Source organism: Xylanibacter ruminicola (assembly GCF_900142525.1).
Lineage (GTDB): Bacteria > Bacteroidota > Bacteroidia > Bacteroidales > Bacteroidaceae > Prevotella > Prevotella ruminicola_A.
Genome location: NZ_FRBD01000022.1, coordinates 21,475 through 37,583, shown reverse-complemented (window position 1 = coordinate 37,583; position 16,109 = coordinate 21,475). Strand labels below are relative to the sequence as shown.

At 48.4% G+C, this 16,109-nt stretch carries 14 protein-coding genes; 11 read left to right on the top strand and 3 right to left on the bottom strand.

The features are described from left to right. Position 1: 1 nt before the first annotated feature. Together BUB86_RS13845 and BUB86_RS13840 are read left to right on the top strand one after the other, a co-directional pair. The gene (locus BUB86_RS13845) at positions 2-766 is read left to right on the top strand and encodes a type III pantothenate kinase (RefSeq protein WP_073210542.1); all 765 of its coding nucleotides are present in this window, start codon (positions 2-4) and stop codon (positions 764-766) included. After that, positions 763-1,563, top strand: a complete 801-nt coding sequence (locus tag BUB86_RS13840) for a Rossmann-like and DUF2520 domain-containing protein (RefSeq protein ID WP_073210540.1) — start codon at positions 763-765, stop codon at positions 1,561-1,563. Before BUB86_RS13845 ends, BUB86_RS13840 begins: the two co-directional genes overlap by 4 nt. Here the strand turns inward: BUB86_RS13840 and dprA are convergent. After that, a complete protein-coding gene (gene dprA / locus BUB86_RS13835) occupies positions 1,523-2,647 on the bottom strand; it encodes a DNA-processing protein DprA (protein ID WP_073210538.1) in 1,125 nt (374 codons plus the stop codon). The two genes, BUB86_RS13840 and dprA, sit on opposite strands and share 41 nt — an antisense overlap. 4 nt (positions 2,648-2,651) lie before the next feature. Continuing rightward, a complete protein-coding gene (locus BUB86_RS13830; protein ID WP_073210536.1) occupies positions 2,652-3,947 on the bottom strand; it encodes a DUF2851 family protein in 1,296 nt (431 codons plus the stop codon). Positions 3,948-4,036: 89 nt separating this feature from the next. On the opposite strand from BUB86_RS13830, the gene dusB reads away from it, so the two are divergent. Next, entirely contained in the window at positions 4,037-4,984 is a 948-nt protein-coding gene (dusB, locus tag BUB86_RS13825) for a tRNA dihydrouridine synthase DusB (protein WP_073210535.1), read from the top strand. 7 nt (positions 4,985-4,991) lie between these two features. Here dusB and BUB86_RS13820 read toward each other — a convergent pair whose 3' ends face one another. Continuing rightward, entirely contained in the window at positions 4,992-6,122 is a 1,131-nt protein-coding gene (locus BUB86_RS13820) for an SGNH/GDSL hydrolase family protein (RefSeq protein WP_073210533.1), read from the bottom strand. Between the two features lie 113 nt (positions 6,123-6,235). Between BUB86_RS13820 and BUB86_RS17285 the strand changes: the two genes are divergently transcribed. The 8 genes from BUB86_RS17285 (at position 6,236) to BUB86_RS13785 (ending at position 16,104) form a co-directional block, all read left to right on the top strand. Further along, positions 6,236-6,580 (top strand): hypothetical protein, encoded by a 345-nt coding sequence (locus BUB86_RS17285; RefSeq protein WP_175549510.1) that lies wholly within the window; start codon positions 6,236-6,238, stop codon positions 6,578-6,580. A 45-nt stretch (positions 6,581-6,625) separates the two neighbouring features. After that, positions 6,626-8,890, top strand: coding sequence for a TonB-dependent receptor (locus BUB86_RS13815; RefSeq protein WP_073210531.1), 2,265 nt, complete (start codon positions 6,626-6,628; stop codon positions 8,888-8,890). Positions 8,891-8,980: 90 nt separating this feature from the next. Next, entirely contained in the window at positions 8,981-10,084 is a 1,104-nt protein-coding gene (gene ald, locus BUB86_RS13810; RefSeq protein ID WP_073210529.1) for an alanine dehydrogenase, read from the top strand. A gap of 31 nt (positions 10,085-10,115) precedes the next feature. Further along, complete coding sequence (locus tag BUB86_RS13805; protein ID WP_073210528.1) at positions 10,116-11,210, top strand: C1 family peptidase; 1,095 nt, start codon at positions 10,116-10,118, stop codon at positions 11,208-11,210. Between the two features lie 43 nt (positions 11,211-11,253). Further along, positions 11,254-12,105, top strand: coding sequence for a TIGR02172 family protein (locus BUB86_RS13800; RefSeq protein WP_073210631.1), 852 nt, complete (start codon positions 11,254-11,256; stop codon positions 12,103-12,105). A 248-nt stretch (positions 12,106-12,353) separates the two neighbouring features. Then, entirely contained in the window at positions 12,354-14,042 is a 1,689-nt protein-coding gene (locus BUB86_RS13795) for a DUF4980 domain-containing protein (protein ID WP_254795177.1), read from the top strand. A gap of 20 nt (positions 14,043-14,062) precedes the next feature. Next, positions 14,063-15,229: an MFS transporter gene (locus tag BUB86_RS13790; protein WP_073210523.1), complete on the top strand. Its 1,167-nt coding sequence runs from the start codon at positions 14,063-14,065 to the stop codon at positions 15,227-15,229. After that, positions 15,226-16,104: a carbohydrate kinase family protein gene (locus tag BUB86_RS13785; protein WP_073210521.1), complete on the top strand. Its 879-nt coding sequence runs from the start codon at positions 15,226-15,228 to the stop codon at positions 16,102-16,104. The genes BUB86_RS13790 and BUB86_RS13785 overlap by 4 nt, the downstream gene beginning before the upstream one ends. Positions 16,105-16,109: the final 5 nt, after the last annotated feature.

Genomic DNA, 16,109 nt, shown 5'->3' with positions numbered 1-16,109 from the left:
TATGAATATTCTCATAGATATTGGTAACTCTACTGTTGTGATTGCCTTGGCTGATAGTCAGGGTGATATAACTGCAACATGGCGTTTTAAGACCAAGAAAGAAGAGACTGCCAGTTTCTTCCGTTATGAGTTGAAACTAGGCCTTCGCAAGTATAATATAGAGAATGCCGATATCGAAAAAGTAACCATTTCATCGGTCGTTCCTGAGGTGAATGATGATATTGCCCAAGCCGTATCCGACCTGACGGGCATCACCCCACATTTCTTAAGTATCAACGATGCTAAGGGTATCATCTCTATTGATATCGAATCGCCCTCACAGTTAGGTAAAGACCGTCTGGCCGATGCCATAGGCGCTGCAACCTGCTATGGCGTACCAGCCATTGTTATCGATTTTGGTACAGCTACCACCATCGGAGTCATCGATGGAAACAGCGTTTTCAAGGGCGGCTTGATTATTCCTGGTGTCAAAACATCGCTCAACGCCCTCAGTTCTCGCGCCTCTCAACTCCCCTCCATCACTATTGAGAAGCCAGCCCACATGATAGGGCGCAACACTCTCGAGTGCATGCAGAGCGGCATCCTTTACGGCACCGCTGCTATGATTGATGGCCTCATCGATAAAATAGCTAATACACTCCCCACGCCCCCGCATATCATCGCCACTGGCGGCATGTCAAAGACAATTGTTCCCCACTGCAAACATCAAATAACCATTGATCCCTACCTACTTTTCAAAGGTATCTTTAACGCAACAAGAAAATGAATATTGTTTTAATAGGTTCTGGTAATCTGGCAACGCAGTTGTCGTTGGCTATGAAGGATGCAGGACAGCATATTCTGCAGGTGTATAGTCGTACCGAAGAACATGCTTGCGAGTTGGCAGAGAAGATAGGGTGCAGATATACGGCCGATGTCGATGAAATAGATAAAAATGCAGATATCTATGTCATCTCTGTGAAGGATGATGCTATCAGCGAACTGGCCGAGAGAGTGAGTAAAATGGTAGTAAAAGGGGTGCTGGTGCATACGGCAGGAAGCATCAGTATGGATGTATTCAAGGGTAAGGTCCAGCATTATGGAGTGTTGTATCCGATGCAGACGTTTTCGAAGAACCGTCAAGTTGACTTCCGTCCTATTCCTTGTTTCCTGGAGGCATCGGATGATGTGACACTCGAAACTATCCGGCAGCTAGCCGAAAGTGTATCCGATCATGTGGTATTGGCTGATTCGGCTAAACGAAAGAAGATACATTTGGCTGCTGTGCTGGCTTGTAACTTTACAAACCATTGCTATCGACTGGCTGAGAAAGTGCTGCAAGAAGAGCAGATAGATTTTAATCTTTTTCTGCCGCTTATCGATGAAACGGCGAAAAAAGTATCGGTTCTCTCGCCCAAGCAGGCTCAGACGGGCCCGATGGTACGCTACGATGTAGGTGTGATGAATATGCAGATAGACCTGCTCAACGATGATCGTACCAAGCAGATTTATCGGTTAATGGCGGATAGCATACACGAGGATGCTACATCAACAGATGATACATGCCGCCAGCCAAAGGCTTAACAACACCTTTCATCTCCAGTTGGAAGAGTAGGGCGGTTGCCTGGTTGATGGCAAAGCCAGCCTTTACACTAATGATATTAAGCTGTAGATCGTTGGTTTGTTGTAGCAGACTAACGATTTTTTGTTCTTCGGGCGAAAGTTCTGGGAAGAGTTGACGCTCGATGCCTTCGGCCAGAGCCTGTCTGCGCACGGCATCATTCTGCCATCCCATGGCCTTCACAAAGTCTTCGGCATTGCTTATCAGTCCGGCTCCGTTGTCGCGAATCAGATTGTTGCACCCTTCAGAGAATGGCTGGTTTACATTACCAGGGAATGCAAATACGGCCCTATCGTAGCTCTGTGCTATCTCTGCCGTAATCAGACTTCCGCCTTTAGCGGCACTTTCGATAACGATGGTGGCATCCGATATGCCTGCCACAATGCGGTTGCGACGCACAAAATTAACTTTGTCGGCATTGGTCTGAGTCATAAACTCGGTTAGCAGTCCACCATGTTCCACCATCTTGGCTGCTGTATCACGGTGATGATAAGGATATATCTGGTCCAATCCATGTGCCAGCACACCTAATGTGTCATAGCCATTAGCTAGCGACTCGCGATGTGCACAGATATCTACGCCATAGGCCAGTCCGCTCACAATCAGCACCTGAGGGCACATCTCATGCAGCTCTCTGATGAATTTGCGACAGATGTCTTTGCCATAACTGGTTATCTGGCGTGTTCCAACGATGCTGATAATCTTGGTTTGATTCAGGTCTGCATTACCTATATAATATAGTACCAACGGAGCATCGGCACACTCTAGCAGGCGTTGTGGATAGTCATCGTCAAGCAGCGTGTAGGCCCTGATTTTGTGCTCCTCCATATATTTTGCTTCTACCTCGGCTCGTTTCATGGCATCGCCCCAGTTCTTGAGTGCCTCAACGAGTCGTGGCGTGCATCCTTCAATCATATCGCCCACTTCGTTGCGATGTTCATATAGGTTCTGAGCACTTCCTGCTGCCTTATACAGTTCCAAAGCCTGTTGGAAATTAAAGTTTGTAAGGCGTGTGAGCGCCATAGCATAAAATGTCTCCTGATTCATTGTTTTATCTCCGTTTTAAGTATTCGTATCCAAAGCGACAACGCAAGCAGTCCTTTTTGTCGCAATATTCCTTTTTAAGTTGTATCAGCGCTTGTGAGTCGCCAGCAGTCTTTACAGGCAGACCAACTTGCTGCCACATGCGTATGATATAGTTGTTCTCTGCCTTTATCTGTTCTAGGAAGTCGAAAGCCCTATCGCAGAGTACTTCCTTGGTAGTATGTCGTCCGTAGGCAAACAGCATAGGTATAGCTGTATTGATCATCAGCAGATTGAGCGATCCGTACGACAGATGCTTCTCGTTCTTAGAACTTGTGGAGCCAAAGGTGTAGTGAGTTTCCCAATAGGGTGTTACCTGCGAACTCAACACACTTTTCAACTCATCAAGCGTATCACACTCCACGAGTTGACTTAGTCCGGCCTTCTGCTGATAATACAGGTTGGCCAGTTGCGATATGCGGATGTGTGGGAAGTTCTGCGGACGCAGTCTGAGGAACCTCCAAAGTTTGAAATCTATCGGTTTCATCGAGAATTTATGAGCCAGATACTGGTACTCATTACGTAGTTTGGCAAAATAGCCATCGTTGAGCGCCTCCTTCTGGTAATACTCCGGTATCGAGTCCAGCTCCAGCAATCCTGCTTGTCCCATAAAGATGGCTTCTATCTGGAAGAGGTCATCGCGATGATGGGCCACAGCGCTCAACGGCATATTATAGGCCCACTGCTCAAACACATCGCCATTGATACCAAAACCATAGTTTCTTGCTAAGGTTACGAAGTAAGCATCTTCCCACGAGCCATTGCACATTTCGGCACGTTTACGTATTGCCTCGGTCTTCTGCTCCAGACGTTCAGTCTGCAGAGCTGCCATCCACGAATGAATGATGAGTGACGATAAGTCTGGAATCACCTTGTAGCAGGGAGGATATTCGTCGGTTTTCTGTAGCTCGTCATAGTGTTGCATTACATCATCAGGAACGCTCAGCAGCATCTGAGGCACATACTGTCCGTTAGATTTCATAACTTCGGTATCCAGCAGACCTGCCACGTGCAGCACCACGTTGTCGTAGTGGCTGTCCTTGTCGTGTCCGTGCTGATACCAGTCGCTCGCCTTGTCATGAATCTCTACATTGCCCACCCACATGGTAGTGCCTATCCTGATTTTGGCGTTAAAGAAGTCTGGGCCGGCATTGCGGTTGTGCAATCCCGGGTCTATCACCTCTACTTGTTGTCCGTCGCTTGTCTTTAGTTCTTTAAGCGGATAAAGTTTATGTTTCCACACATAGTGGAGCAGTTGTTCCATTGCAAAATCCTGTTTTTTGACCACAAAAGTACAACAATCCTTTGAAACAACCAAATATTAGAGGAAAATATTGTATCTTTGCACCCGAAATGAAGATAGGAGAGATAGAATTCGGCGAAAAACCGGTGTTCCTGGCACCGATGGAAGATGTGACAGACATTGGCTTCCGACTGCTTTGCAAGCGGTTCGGTGCGGCTATGGTGTATACCGAGTTTGTTAGTGCCGAGGCATTGGTTCGCGATGTGAAGTCAACCATCCAGAAGCTAACCATCAGCGATACAGAGCGCCCTGTGGGCATACAGATCTATGGTCGCGATGTGGATGCGATGGTTGAGGCTGCCAAGATAGTAGAACAAGCTGGGCCCGATTTGATCGACATTAACTTCGGCTGTCCTGTCAAGAAGGTTGCTGGTAAGGGTGCTGGTGCAGGTATGCTGCAGAACATCCCAAAGATGCTGGAGATTACCCGTAAGGTGGTAGATGCTGTTAAGTTGCCAGTAACCGTCAAGACCCGTTTGGGCTGGAACCACGAACAGCTTATCATCACCGAACTGGCCGAACAGTTGCAGGATTGTGGTATCAAGGCTCTCACTATCCATGGTCGTACCCGTAGTCAGATGTACACAGGTAATGCTGACTGGACGCTGATAGGCGAGGTAAAACGTAATCCCCGCATACATATTCCTATTATAGGTAATGGCGACATCCACAATCTCGATGAGGCTGATCAGGCATTCGAAACCTATGGGGTTGATGCCGTTATGATAGGTCGTGCCACCTTCGGCTGCCCTTGGATATTCAGTCGCGAAGAGCTTGACTTTAATCAGAAACTGGATATTCTTGAAGAACTGCTGCGTATCAACGTAGAGCGTATAGACGAAAAACGAGGCATCCTCCATACCAGAAGACACCTCGCTGCAACACCTATATTCAAGGGAATACCCGATTTCCGTCAGACTCGTATTGCCATGCTTCGTGCTGAGACGATGGATGAGCTCTTGCAGATACTCGAAGATACAAGAAAGCTACTCGGATAATCCGTTTTTAATTCCATTTCATCAACTTGCGCAGATAGGCTGTCAGTTCGCCAGCCATCTTCTCGTCCATATATACATTTGGATGCCAATCGTTGCCGTACAACTCTTCGCTTGAGATAGGATCCATATCAAAGCGATAAACCTCCTTGTCGCCAGCTTTCTTGGCCTCGGCAGCTACCTCGTTGAGTAACTGCTTCTGCAGAGCCATCTCTTTATCATATAGCATGGTTCCCGTTAAGAATACAATCTTTGCCTTTGGGTTATGCTGGCGCACCATCTTGAGCAGTTTACGATAATTCTGCTTGAGCAGCTCCACATCGTAGTTGGGTGTCGAGAGGTCGTTAGTGCCTAAGTTGATGCAGACTACATCGGGCTGATAACGGCCGAAGTCCCAATTCTCCTTTAGGAAAGATGCTCCTTGGCGGAGTTCAGGCTTCCATGCATAACCGATGTACTCATACTGAGCCAACATGTTCGACTCTGGATTACCTGTTTTAGGACCATTATAGTTGCGATAGGCTCCTATGCCGCTGCGAGCCACCACCCAATGCTGCGCACCAAGACTGCGTGCTGTTATCGAGGCATAGCTGTAATAGTGGTTCTCGGTGGCATAATCAAAGTGTTCTTCTTTTTTCAGTCCCTCGTTGCCATAACCGCAAGTGATAGAATTACCGATGAATTCTATCTTTCTGTCAGGAAATGCAGGTGCATCTACCAGTTTCTTACCTTCGTCGAGCACAAATCCCCAGAATTCTGGGAACAGTTCGTAGCCCTCGATGGCATACATCAGTTTTACCAGATGCTTTCCTTCGGGCAGGGCTGTTGCAATGGTAACCACGGAGTCGCGCTGTCCCATAAACGAAACTTTAAAAGGTTCGGCATTGTCAATCTGTGCCATAAAATAGCCGCTCTTGGGTTTAGCCATCATGCGTAGCGATGTTCCTTCGAAAGCTGCCGTAATCTGGATGCCAGGGAAGTTGAACGCAGGTCGCTCAGGGGTGGTAAAACTGATACGTCCCGCATATTGTATATGTGGGTCGGCTGCACTTACCACGGTTCCTTTAATAGGTACTGTTACGATAGCCGAAACGCTTAGACTGGCCAGTGCCAGCAGTGCTGATAAAGCATACTTCTTCATCTCTTTTTTACTTATTTAGGTTTACTTTCTAGTTTTCAGGGTGCAAATATACATATTTCTGGCGAATTAAGCATTTATTTCGAAGAATTATTAGTAATTTTGCCGCCGTGAAAGTGAAAACTAGAAGACATATCGCATCATGGGTGTTGTTGGCAGTGTTCCTGCCAATGCTCATCATGTCGTCTGTTCACGTTCATGAAACAACGGAATCATTAGACTACGAATGCAGCGGATGTGTACAGCATCACTGTCATGGTCACATTGCCGAGCTGCCAGTTTCTATGCACGCCTGTGTGCTCTGTCAGTTCGTGTCGCTGCCTTATCTTATAGCAGCTGCAGTGTTACTGCCTGTTATATTGCGCCAGCATGTCGTAGCTGTTGTCGAACCCTCGGCACAACTGTCATCGGCAGTTTGCCGTTATCATTCCCCCCGAGCACCTCCTTTCTTATTTGAATAACACGGTATATTTAAGTATAACAATATTCAGATAAAAAAGGATAACATGAAGACAATATCATCAATATTGCTGATGTTGGTGTGCCTGTGCACATCGGCATTAGCCGAAACTACAACCAAGAAGGTTGTACTACAAGGTTGTGTAACCGATGCCATCGACGGTCAGCCCGTTGTTGGCGCAAGTATTTATTTCCCACAGCTAAAACAGGGAACAGTGACTAATGCTAACGGACAGTATATATTGAAGGATCTGCCCGCAGTTAAGACCACCATTCAGGTAACCTACGTGGGGCACCTTACTATCATACAGACCATAGACCTGCGTCATACCGAACAGTGCAATTTCGTATTGCAGGAAAACAACGCCATGCTGAAGGAGGTGGTGGTTACAGGACTTACTGGCTCTACCCGGGCTGACCGCTCTCCTGCCCCCATATCCGTTGTGGGTCCTCGAACGATTCAGGCCACATCGTCTACAAATATCATCGATGCCGTAGCACATCAGCCTGGCGTGTCGCAGATTACCACTGGTGGCGGCATCTCCAAGCCTGTTATCCGCGGACTGGGCTACAACCGCATTGTGACTGTCAACGACGGCATCCGTCAGGAGGGACAGCAGTGGGGCGATGAACATGGTATTGAAGTCGATGCACAGACTGTTCATTCGGTCGAGATACTGAAAGGCCCTGCCACACTCATGTACGGCAGCGATGCTATGGCCGGCGTACTGGTGCTGCACGAGACTCCGGTAATGCCCCAAGGCACAATGGCGCTTAATGTGGGCTCTGAATATCAGACCAACAACCGCCTGTTCGACTACACCGTCGACTTTGCCGGCAACCAGAACGGCTGGGTGTGGAACTGGCGCTGGAGCGACAAGGATGCCTCAGAATATAAGAATAAGGTAGATGGCCGCGTGCCTGGCTCGCAGTTCCATGAGCGCGCCGTAACAGGCATGCTCGGCACCAACCGCAGTTGGGGTTACTCACACCTCAAACTGTCGTACTACCACCTGAAGCCAGGCCTGGTAGAGGGCGAGCGCGATGAGGATACAGGTCTGCTAGAGCCATCCGAGGCCTTCCAGAAGATAGACCATTACAAGGCCGTTCTCGATAACTCGTTTCTGATAGGCGACGGCTCGCTGAAAGCCGTGGTAGGCTACCAGCAGAACAGACGTCGTGAGTTTGAAGAGGCCGATGAATTGGGACTCGACTTCCGTCTGCACACCGTTAATTACGATGTACACTATCTCAAGTCAACCGACTCCGATTGGCAATATGCGGCAGGCATCTCGGGCATGTGGCAGTATTCTGAGAATCTGGGTGAGGAATACCTCATCCCGTCATATCGCTTGTTTGATGTAGGTGCTTTCGCCTCACTCACACGCCAGTTCGACCGTCTCACGCTGAGCGGTGGTTTGCGTTACGACATCCGCCGATTGCATAGCTACGAACAGGAAGACGATGGCGAACTGCGTTTCACCGACTTTACCCGCAACTTCAGTGGACTCACCGGTTCTGTGGGTGCTATCTACAATATCACCCCACGACTCAACATGCGATTGAACCTGTCGAAAGGTTTCCGAGCCCCAAACCTGAGCGAGTTAGGCTCAAACGGCGAACACGAGGGCACGTTCCGCTACGAGCTGGGCAATTCGCAACTGTCGCCCGAACATAGCTGGCAGCTGGATCTGGGTATCGATTATTCGTCCGAGATATTCTCTACGCAGTTGTCGCTCTTTGCCAACCATATCTCCAACTATATCTTCTTAGAGCGACTGCTGTCGACAACCCAAGACAACCTCTACCAATACCGCCAGGGCACTGCCCGCCTGTTGGGTTTCGAGGCTATGGTAGATATCCATCCTGTTGAGGTACTGCATTTCGAGAACACCTTCTCGTATGTCAATGCCCGCCAGCTTGACCAACCCGAAGAGAACAGATGGCTGCCATTTACGCCTGCACCCCGATGGAACAGCGACTTGCGTTACGACATCATCCGCGATGGCCGCACACTCACCAATACCTTCGTGTCAATAGGCTTGGAGTGCTATCTGCGTCAGGATCATGCCCATACGGCTTATGGCACCGAGACTGCCACACCATCGTACACGTTGCTGAACCTTACGGCAGGTACCGATATACGTTGGCATAACCGCACGGTGGCTTCGGTATATCTCTCGGGCACCAACCTCACAGATCGTGCCTATCAGTCGCATCTCAGTCGTCTGAAGTACGCCGATGGTCCGGGCATCTGCAACATGGGACGTTCGTTTGGCATCAAGTTACTGATTCCAGTCACGTTCAAATAATTATTTTACTAAAAAATCCGTTTGCGTGTTACATCGTAACGGATTTTTTAGTATATTTGCGCCATGATAATTAACTAAAACTTGATAACTATGAGAGTAGGTATTCCAAAGGAGATTAAGAACAATGAGAACCGTGTGGGCATGACCCCTGCGGGAGTAGCCGAACTTACACGTCGTGGTCATGAGGTCTTTGTGCAGCACATGGCAGGCGAGGGTAGTGGCTTTAGCGACGACGATTATCTTAAAGTCGGCGCCAAGATCCTGCCTACCATCGAGGATGTGTATCAGCAGGCCGATATGATTGTGAAGGTCAAGGAGCCCATCGAGCCCGAATATGCTCTGGTTCGTAAGGGTCAGTTGTTGTTCACCTATTTCCACTTTGCTTGCGAGAAGGAACTCACCGATGCCATGCTGAAGAGTGGGGCAGTGTGCTTGGCTTACGAGACGGTACAGCTGCCTAACGGATCGCTGCCGTTGCTGCAGCCCATGAGCGAGGTGGCCGGCCGCATGGCCACACTCAATGGCGCCTATTACCTGCAGAAGACCAAGGGTGGCAAGGGCAAGCTTATCAGCGGTGTGCCAGGTGTGTCGCCCACGCGTGTGCTGGTATTAGGTGGCGGTGTAGTAGGCGAGGCTGCTGCTCGTATGGCTGCTGGCATGGGTGCCGAGGTAACTATTACCGATGTGTCGCTGCCCCGCCTGCGTCAGCTCGATCTAGAGACACCTCCCAATGTGCATACCCTCTATTCGTCCGAGCATAACATCCGTCAGCAGTTGTCTACGGTCGATATTGTTATAGGTTCTGTTCTGGTGCCTGGCGACAAGACGCCACACCTCATCACCCGCGATATGCTGAAGCTGATGGAGCCCGGCACAGTGCTTGTCGATGTGGCTATCGATCAGGGCGGATGCTTCGAGACTTCGCGCCCCACAACCCACAGCGAACCCGTCTATACCATCGATGGAATCGTGCATTATTGTGTGGCAAACATCCCGGGAGCTGTGCCTCACACCTCAACTCTGGCACTTACCAATGCCACCCTGCGTTATGCTATAGCGCTGGCCGATAAGGGTTGGCAGCAGGCGTGTAAGGACGATTCTGCCTTGGCAAAGGGCCTGAATATAGTTGAAGGAAAAGTAGTTTATAAAGCGGTGGCCGATGTGTTCGGCTTGCCTTACCAACCGATTGCCTAATCATTCAGCGGCAAAGAGTTATTTTTAGATTATGAGAAAAATTTTTGTAATAACATCCCTGCTGATGGCCTTAACGGCATCGGCACAAGAGAATTTGCAGCGTCAGGCCAGTGCCTCGGCTGCTAACAAGAAGTTCGCCACCATCAAGGAGTTACCTATCACCAGTATCAAGAACCAGTATCGCAGCGGCACCTGTTGGGATTATGCAACGCTTGGCTATTTTGAGAGCGAGATACTACGCAAGACTGGCAAGACCTACGACCTCTGCGAGATGTTTGTGGTAAACAAGGATTATATGGACAATGCCACCCATTATGTGCGTATGCATGGCTACAGCCAGATATCAGAGGGCGGCTCGTGCGATGATGTGCTTGAGGTGATTCGTCAGCATGGCATCTGTCCGGAGAATGCCATGCCGGCTCCAGGCTCACTCACTGGCGACTCGTTGGCCAACTTTAATGTGTTCTTCCCCGAGTTAGAGCGCACCATCAGCAGCATAGTGGTTAAGGGTGCCAAAGCACCTAAGGCTCATTGGCAGGATAGCGTTCAGGCTGTTATCGAGCGTTATGTGGGGCGCTGTCCCGAATCGTTTGTCTACGAGGGCAAGACCTACACACCCAAGTCGTTTGCCAAGAAGCTCGGACTTAACCTCGACGACTACGTCAGTCTCACCAGCTACACCCACCATCCCTTCAACCAGTGGTTTGTCATCGAGGCGCCTTACAAATGGCGACTCAAACCCAGCTATAACCTCCCCATCAGTCAGCTGATGGATGTGCTCGACAGAGCGTTGGATGCTGGCTACACCGTGGCATGGGGTGGCGATGTGACGGGCGACTTCACTCGCACCGGTCTGGCCGTGCTGCCCGATGGCGTAGTGCCAACCCAGGAACTGCGACAACAGCAGTGGGATGACTGGCGATTTACTTACGATCATGTGATGCTCATCTATGGTAAGGCTGTCGACGAGCAGGGTAAACCCTATTATATGGTCAAGAACTCATGGGGCAAGAGTGGTCTGTATAAAGGCATTTGGTACATGTCGCGCGATTACATCGCCCTCAATACCACCTACATTTTCCTAAACCGCCACGCCCTGCCCAAGCAGTTAATACTTAGCTTATGAAACATTCAAAATATACAACAAGATTAACCAAGTGACAACAGATATGAACAAAGAAGTACAGAGGATCGACCTGAACAACTATGTTCAGACAGGCGAGGGAGGAACATCTCTTACCTACACACATCAGACGCGCCATACGATGGCCAAACTCTTTAATCTGGTCAACGAGGCCGAGATGGCAGAACGGGAATTCCTGACCGCCCGTGCCGTATTCGAGATGGGCGTACCGACACCAGAGCCCCTCCGGTTGGTAACCGACGGGGAGCGCCGAGGCGTGGAATACGAACTCATCAGCAATAAGCGCTCGTTCACGCGTATCATCTCGCAGGAGCCGGAAAGACTACATGAAATCTCGTTGGCTTTTGCTTGCATGACGCGGGAACTGCATAGTACCAAGGTAGATACGTCGCGCTTTACATCGATCAAGGAGAGGCTCTGTCGCTTCTATCAGGAGAAAGGCGATAGGGTAACGGAGGAGTACAAAGCGCGCGCACTGGCATTCATCGACAAGGCTCCCGATGCCGACACCTGCCTGCACGGCGACCTGCATATCGGCAATGTCATCACCAACGGGCAGCATAACTATTGGATCGACCTAGAGCAGTTCAGTTATGGTGTGCCAGAGTGGGACTTAGGCTGGATGTGGACAATCTGTAACCATATAGACGGTCAGCGGAGCAACTTCATTCTTCATCTCACCCCAGAGATGCTCAAAGCCCATTGGAGCATCTTCATCGTTGCCTACTTGGGAACGGACGACCAGGCAACTATCGGTCAGTACACCAAACGGCTCATGGCCTACTATGCCGTCAGGCTACCCTATATGTTAGACCTACTGGTTCAGGGCCGACTCCCCAAAGAGGCCCTGCAGCAACTGCCAAAAGTAATAGGATAAATAAGACGAGGACAATGAAAAATAATGTATTGGGTGCTGGCCGCCCTGTAGGACTATGTTAAGGATGTGACGTCCTATAGGGAGAAAAACCACAGAGCCTGAAAAATTCGTTCATTGCATGTATTTTTGTTGCAATGAACGATTTTTATTAGTAAATGAAACATTATTTATTGTATGTGTCATGTCTTTGATGTACTTTTGTGGCAAAAATCTGAAACAATAAAATGAATAACTTTATGAAAAAGGTAATGACAACGATCGTAGCTGCAGTACTGATGGCGACCTCGGCACAGGCTCAGGTACAACCCAGGGTACTCGGTGATAACCATGTGATGGTTAGTATCGACACAAACTACAAGTATGTATTACTGCCTGTAGAAGAAAGGGCAGAGAATGCCAGTGTCAGGGTGATAGGCAAAGACAATCAGTCTTATCGCCGACCCAATGTCCGCTTGTCGGTAGATCATATAGATTATTATGTGCCATTAGAAATTAAAGACGGGCAGACACTTGATATTATTTTCCATGGCGATCGTCGTACAAAGGGTGTTCTTAAAGAGTTTGCATGCTGGAAGGAAATGAAATTCAGCAATACATTCGATACCTCAAACGTTGAACGATTCCGTCCAGAGTATCATCATTCTCCAGTATATGGCTGGATGAATGATCCTAATGGAATGTTCTATAAGGATGGCGAGTGGCACTTGTACTTCCAATATAATCCCTTTGGATCGCTGTGGGAAAATATGACTTGGGGCCATTCTGTATCAAAAGACCTGATTCATTGGGAGGCACTGCCAAATGCGATAGAGGCAGATGCCATAGGTACCATATTCAGCGGTTCTTGCGTGGTTGATACTCGTAATTCTGCTGGCTTCGGTAAGAATGCCATTATCGCTTACTATACCTCTGCTGCAGAGGCTCAGACGCAATCAATGGCATATTCTACTGATGGAGGCCGTACTTTTACTAAATATGAGAAGAACCCTGTGATAACCAGCGATATTCCAGATTTCCGCGACCCAAAGATATTCTGGCATGAACCAACTCAGAAGTGGATTGTGGTTCTTGCTGCCGGTCAGGAGATGCAGTTCTATTCTTCGCCCAACCTGAAGGAGTGGACCTTTGAAAGCAGTTTTGGTCGCGAATACGGCAACCATGGTGGCGTTTGGGAATGCCCCGATATGATGCAGCTGCCAGTTCGTGGTACTGGTCAGCAGAAGTGGATGCTGGTGTGCAACATTAACCCAGGAGGACCTTTTGGCGGAAACGCAACACAATACTTTGTAGGCCAGTTCGATGGTCATAAGTTTACTTGTGAGTCGAAGCCCGAGGTCACCAAGTGGATGGACTATGGTAAAGACCACTATGCAACAGTTTCGTTTAGTAATGCTCCTGAGAATCGCCATGTGGTTATTGCTTGGATGTCAAACTGGCAGTATGCAAACCAGGTGCCCACTCATCAGTTCCGTAGTTCCAACAGTATTCCTCGTGATTTGGATCTGTTTGCCGATGGCGAAGAAACATATTGCGGCGTTATTCCTTCTAAGGAGATGCTGGCTTTACGTGGCAACAAGGTAAAGAAGTTGACTGATGCCTGCGAGCTTGTTATAGATGTAAGGGGTTCTATGGAACTTACATTAGGTAATGCAAATGGTGAAGAGGTGACAATGCGCTACGATGCCCAGCAACAAACGTTCTCTATGGATCGCACCAAGAGCGGTGATTGTAGTTTCAGCGAGGCCTTTGCAACCGTTACAACAGCACCCACACATGGCGCCCTCAAACAGTTGCGTATATTCATCGACCGCTGTAGTATTGAAGCTTTTGCTGCCGATGGCAAGATGGCTATGACTAATCTGGTATTCCCTTCTATACCTTATACTATGTTAAAGGTAAAAGGCGGAAAGGCTACTATTTATGAGATTGTGAAATAGTAAAAAAGTTAAATAAATCTATGAGTAAAGTTAACAAATTAGCCCTGATTCCAGTCATGCTCTGCTTTTTCTGCATGGGTTTTGTAGATCTGGTGGGCATTGCTTCGAACTATGTGAAAGAAGACTTGGCGCTCAATGACTCGACTGCCAACATCTTTCCTTCACTGGTGTTCTTCTGGTTCCTGATTTTCAGTGTTCCTACAGGTATGCTGATGAACAAGATCGGACGTAAAAAGACCGTTCTTCTCTCACTCTTGGTAACAGTGCTGTCGCTGATGATGCCCATGTTTGGCAATAATTTCACCATCATGCTCATTTCGTTCTCGTTGTTAGGTATCGGCAATGCCCTGATGCAGACCTCGTTGAACCCACTGGTATCAACAGTGATGGGAGGTGGAAATCTTGCATCCACACTTACATTCGGACAGTTTATCAAAGCCATCGCTTCGTTCTTGGCTCCTTATCTGGCCATGTGGGGTGCTACACAGGTTATACCATCTTTCGGCTACGACTGGCGTATCCTCTTCACAATCTATATGTTTGTAGGTTTCCTTGCTACAGCACTTTTGGCAGTTACGCCAATTGACGAACCTAAAATCGAGGGTAAACCTTCTACTTTTGCCGAGTGCTTTAAGCTGTTGGGTACTCCTATCGTATTGTTGTCGTTCTTTGGCATTATGTGCCATGTAGGTATCGACGTAGGTACTAACACCACAGCCCCAAAGATTTTGATGGAGCGACTTGGCATGACACTGAACGATGCAGCCTTTGCTACCAGCCTGTACTTCATCTTCCGTACCATCGGTTGCTTAACAGGCTCGTTCTTCCTGCGCGTTCTGCCTACACGTACCTTCTTTATCATTAGCGTGGTGATGATGGCACTCTCTATGTGCGGACTCTTTGTGGGCACAGAGAAGTGGATGCTCTATACTGCTATTGCATTGGTGGGTTATGGCAACTCTAATATTTTCTCCATCTGCTTCGCTAAAGCTCTTACCTCTATGCCCGAAAAGCAGAACGAGGTTAGCGGTCTGATGATTATGGGCCTTTTTGGTGGAACCATATTCCCGCTGTTGATGGGCTTTGCCAGCGATGCTATCGGCCAGGCTGGTGCCGTAATCGTTATGGCTATCGGTGTCATTTATTTATTCACATATATCAAGCAACTTAATTCAGTAAAAGCATGAAACGTTATGTTGTAGGCCTCGGCGAGGCATTGTGGGATGTACTTCCCGAAGGAAAAAAACTTGGTGGCGCACCTGCTAACTTTGCATATCATGCAGCCCAGTTTGGACTCGACACCATCGCTATCAGTGCATTGGGTGATGATGATTTAGGCACCGAAACCATCGAGGCTCTGAAAGAGCACAATCTGAACTACTTGATGCCACGTGTGCCTTATCCCACTGGTACGGTTCAAGTAACTCTTACAGGCGACGGTATCCCTACTTACGACATTAAGGAGAATGTTGCTTGGGACAACATTCCGTTCAATTCCGAGATGGAAGAGATTGCCAAGTATGCCCGTGCCGTTTGTTTTGGCTCGTTGGCTCAGCGCAATGTGGTTAGCCGCGAGAATATCCGCAAGTTCCTTGATGCAACACCAAATGATTGTCTCCGTATTTGCGACATTAATCTGCGACAGCAGTTCTACTCGAAGGAGATACTCGAAGAATCGTTCTGTATCTGCAATATCTTAAAGATTAATGACGAGGAACTGGTTGTTGTTAGTCGTATGTTCGGATACGATAGCCTGGATATGCGCCAGACTTGTGAGAAAATAGTTCAGGACTTCCATCTCAAGATGCTTGTGCTGACCTGTGGAACCAATGGTTCTTACGTATTTACCGACGATGGACTGACTTCGTTCCAGGATACTCCTAAGGTAGAGGTGGCTGATACCGTAGGTGCTGGCGACTCGTTTACAGGTTCGTTCTGTGCCTCAATTATCAATGGCAAATCTGTTCAGGAGGCTCACAAAACAGCCGTTCAGGTGAGTGCCTATGTCTGCACACAAAATGGCGCCATGCCTGTTATTCCTGATAAACTCAAAACAGTATAAATTCC

Coding starts and splice junctions, on each gene's coding strand:
- BUB86_RS13795 (WP_254795177.1), top strand. CDS start 12,354: ATGACAACGATCGTAGCTGCAGTACTGATGGCGACCTCGGCACAGGCT.
- BUB86_RS13820 (WP_073210533.1), bottom strand. CDS start 6,122: ATGAAGAAGTATGCTTTATCAGCACTGCTGGCACTGGCCAGTCTAAGC.
- BUB86_RS13815 (WP_073210531.1), top strand. CDS start 6,626: ATGAAGACAATATCATCAATATTGCTGATGTTGGTGTGCCTGTGCACA.
- dprA (WP_073210538.1), bottom strand. CDS start 2,647: ATGAATCAGGAGACATTTTATGCTATGGCGCTCACACGCCTTACAAAC.
- dusB (WP_073210535.1), top strand. CDS start 4,037: ATGAAGATAGGAGAGATAGAATTCGGCGAAAAACCGGTGTTCCTGGCA.
- ald (WP_073210529.1), top strand. CDS start 8,981: ATGAGAGTAGGTATTCCAAAGGAGATTAAGAACAATGAGAACCGTGTG.
- BUB86_RS13785 (WP_073210521.1), top strand. CDS start 15,226: ATGAAACGTTATGTTGTAGGCCTCGGCGAGGCATTGTGGGATGTACTT.
- BUB86_RS13830 (WP_073210536.1), bottom strand. CDS start 3,947: ATGGAACAACTGCTCCACTATGTGTGGAAACATAAACTTTATCCGCTT.
- BUB86_RS13800 (WP_073210631.1), top strand. CDS start 11,254: ATGAACAAAGAAGTACAGAGGATCGACCTGAACAACTATGTTCAGACA.
- BUB86_RS13790 (WP_073210523.1), top strand. CDS start 14,063: ATGAGTAAAGTTAACAAATTAGCCCTGATTCCAGTCATGCTCTGCTTT.
- BUB86_RS13845 (WP_073210542.1), top strand. CDS start 2: ATGAATATTCTCATAGATATTGGTAACTCTACTGTTGTGATTGCCTTG.
- BUB86_RS13805 (WP_073210528.1), top strand. CDS start 10,116: ATGAGAAAAATTTTTGTAATAACATCCCTGCTGATGGCCTTAACGGCA.
- BUB86_RS13840 (WP_073210540.1), top strand. CDS start 763: ATGAATATTGTTTTAATAGGTTCTGGTAATCTGGCAACGCAGTTGTCG.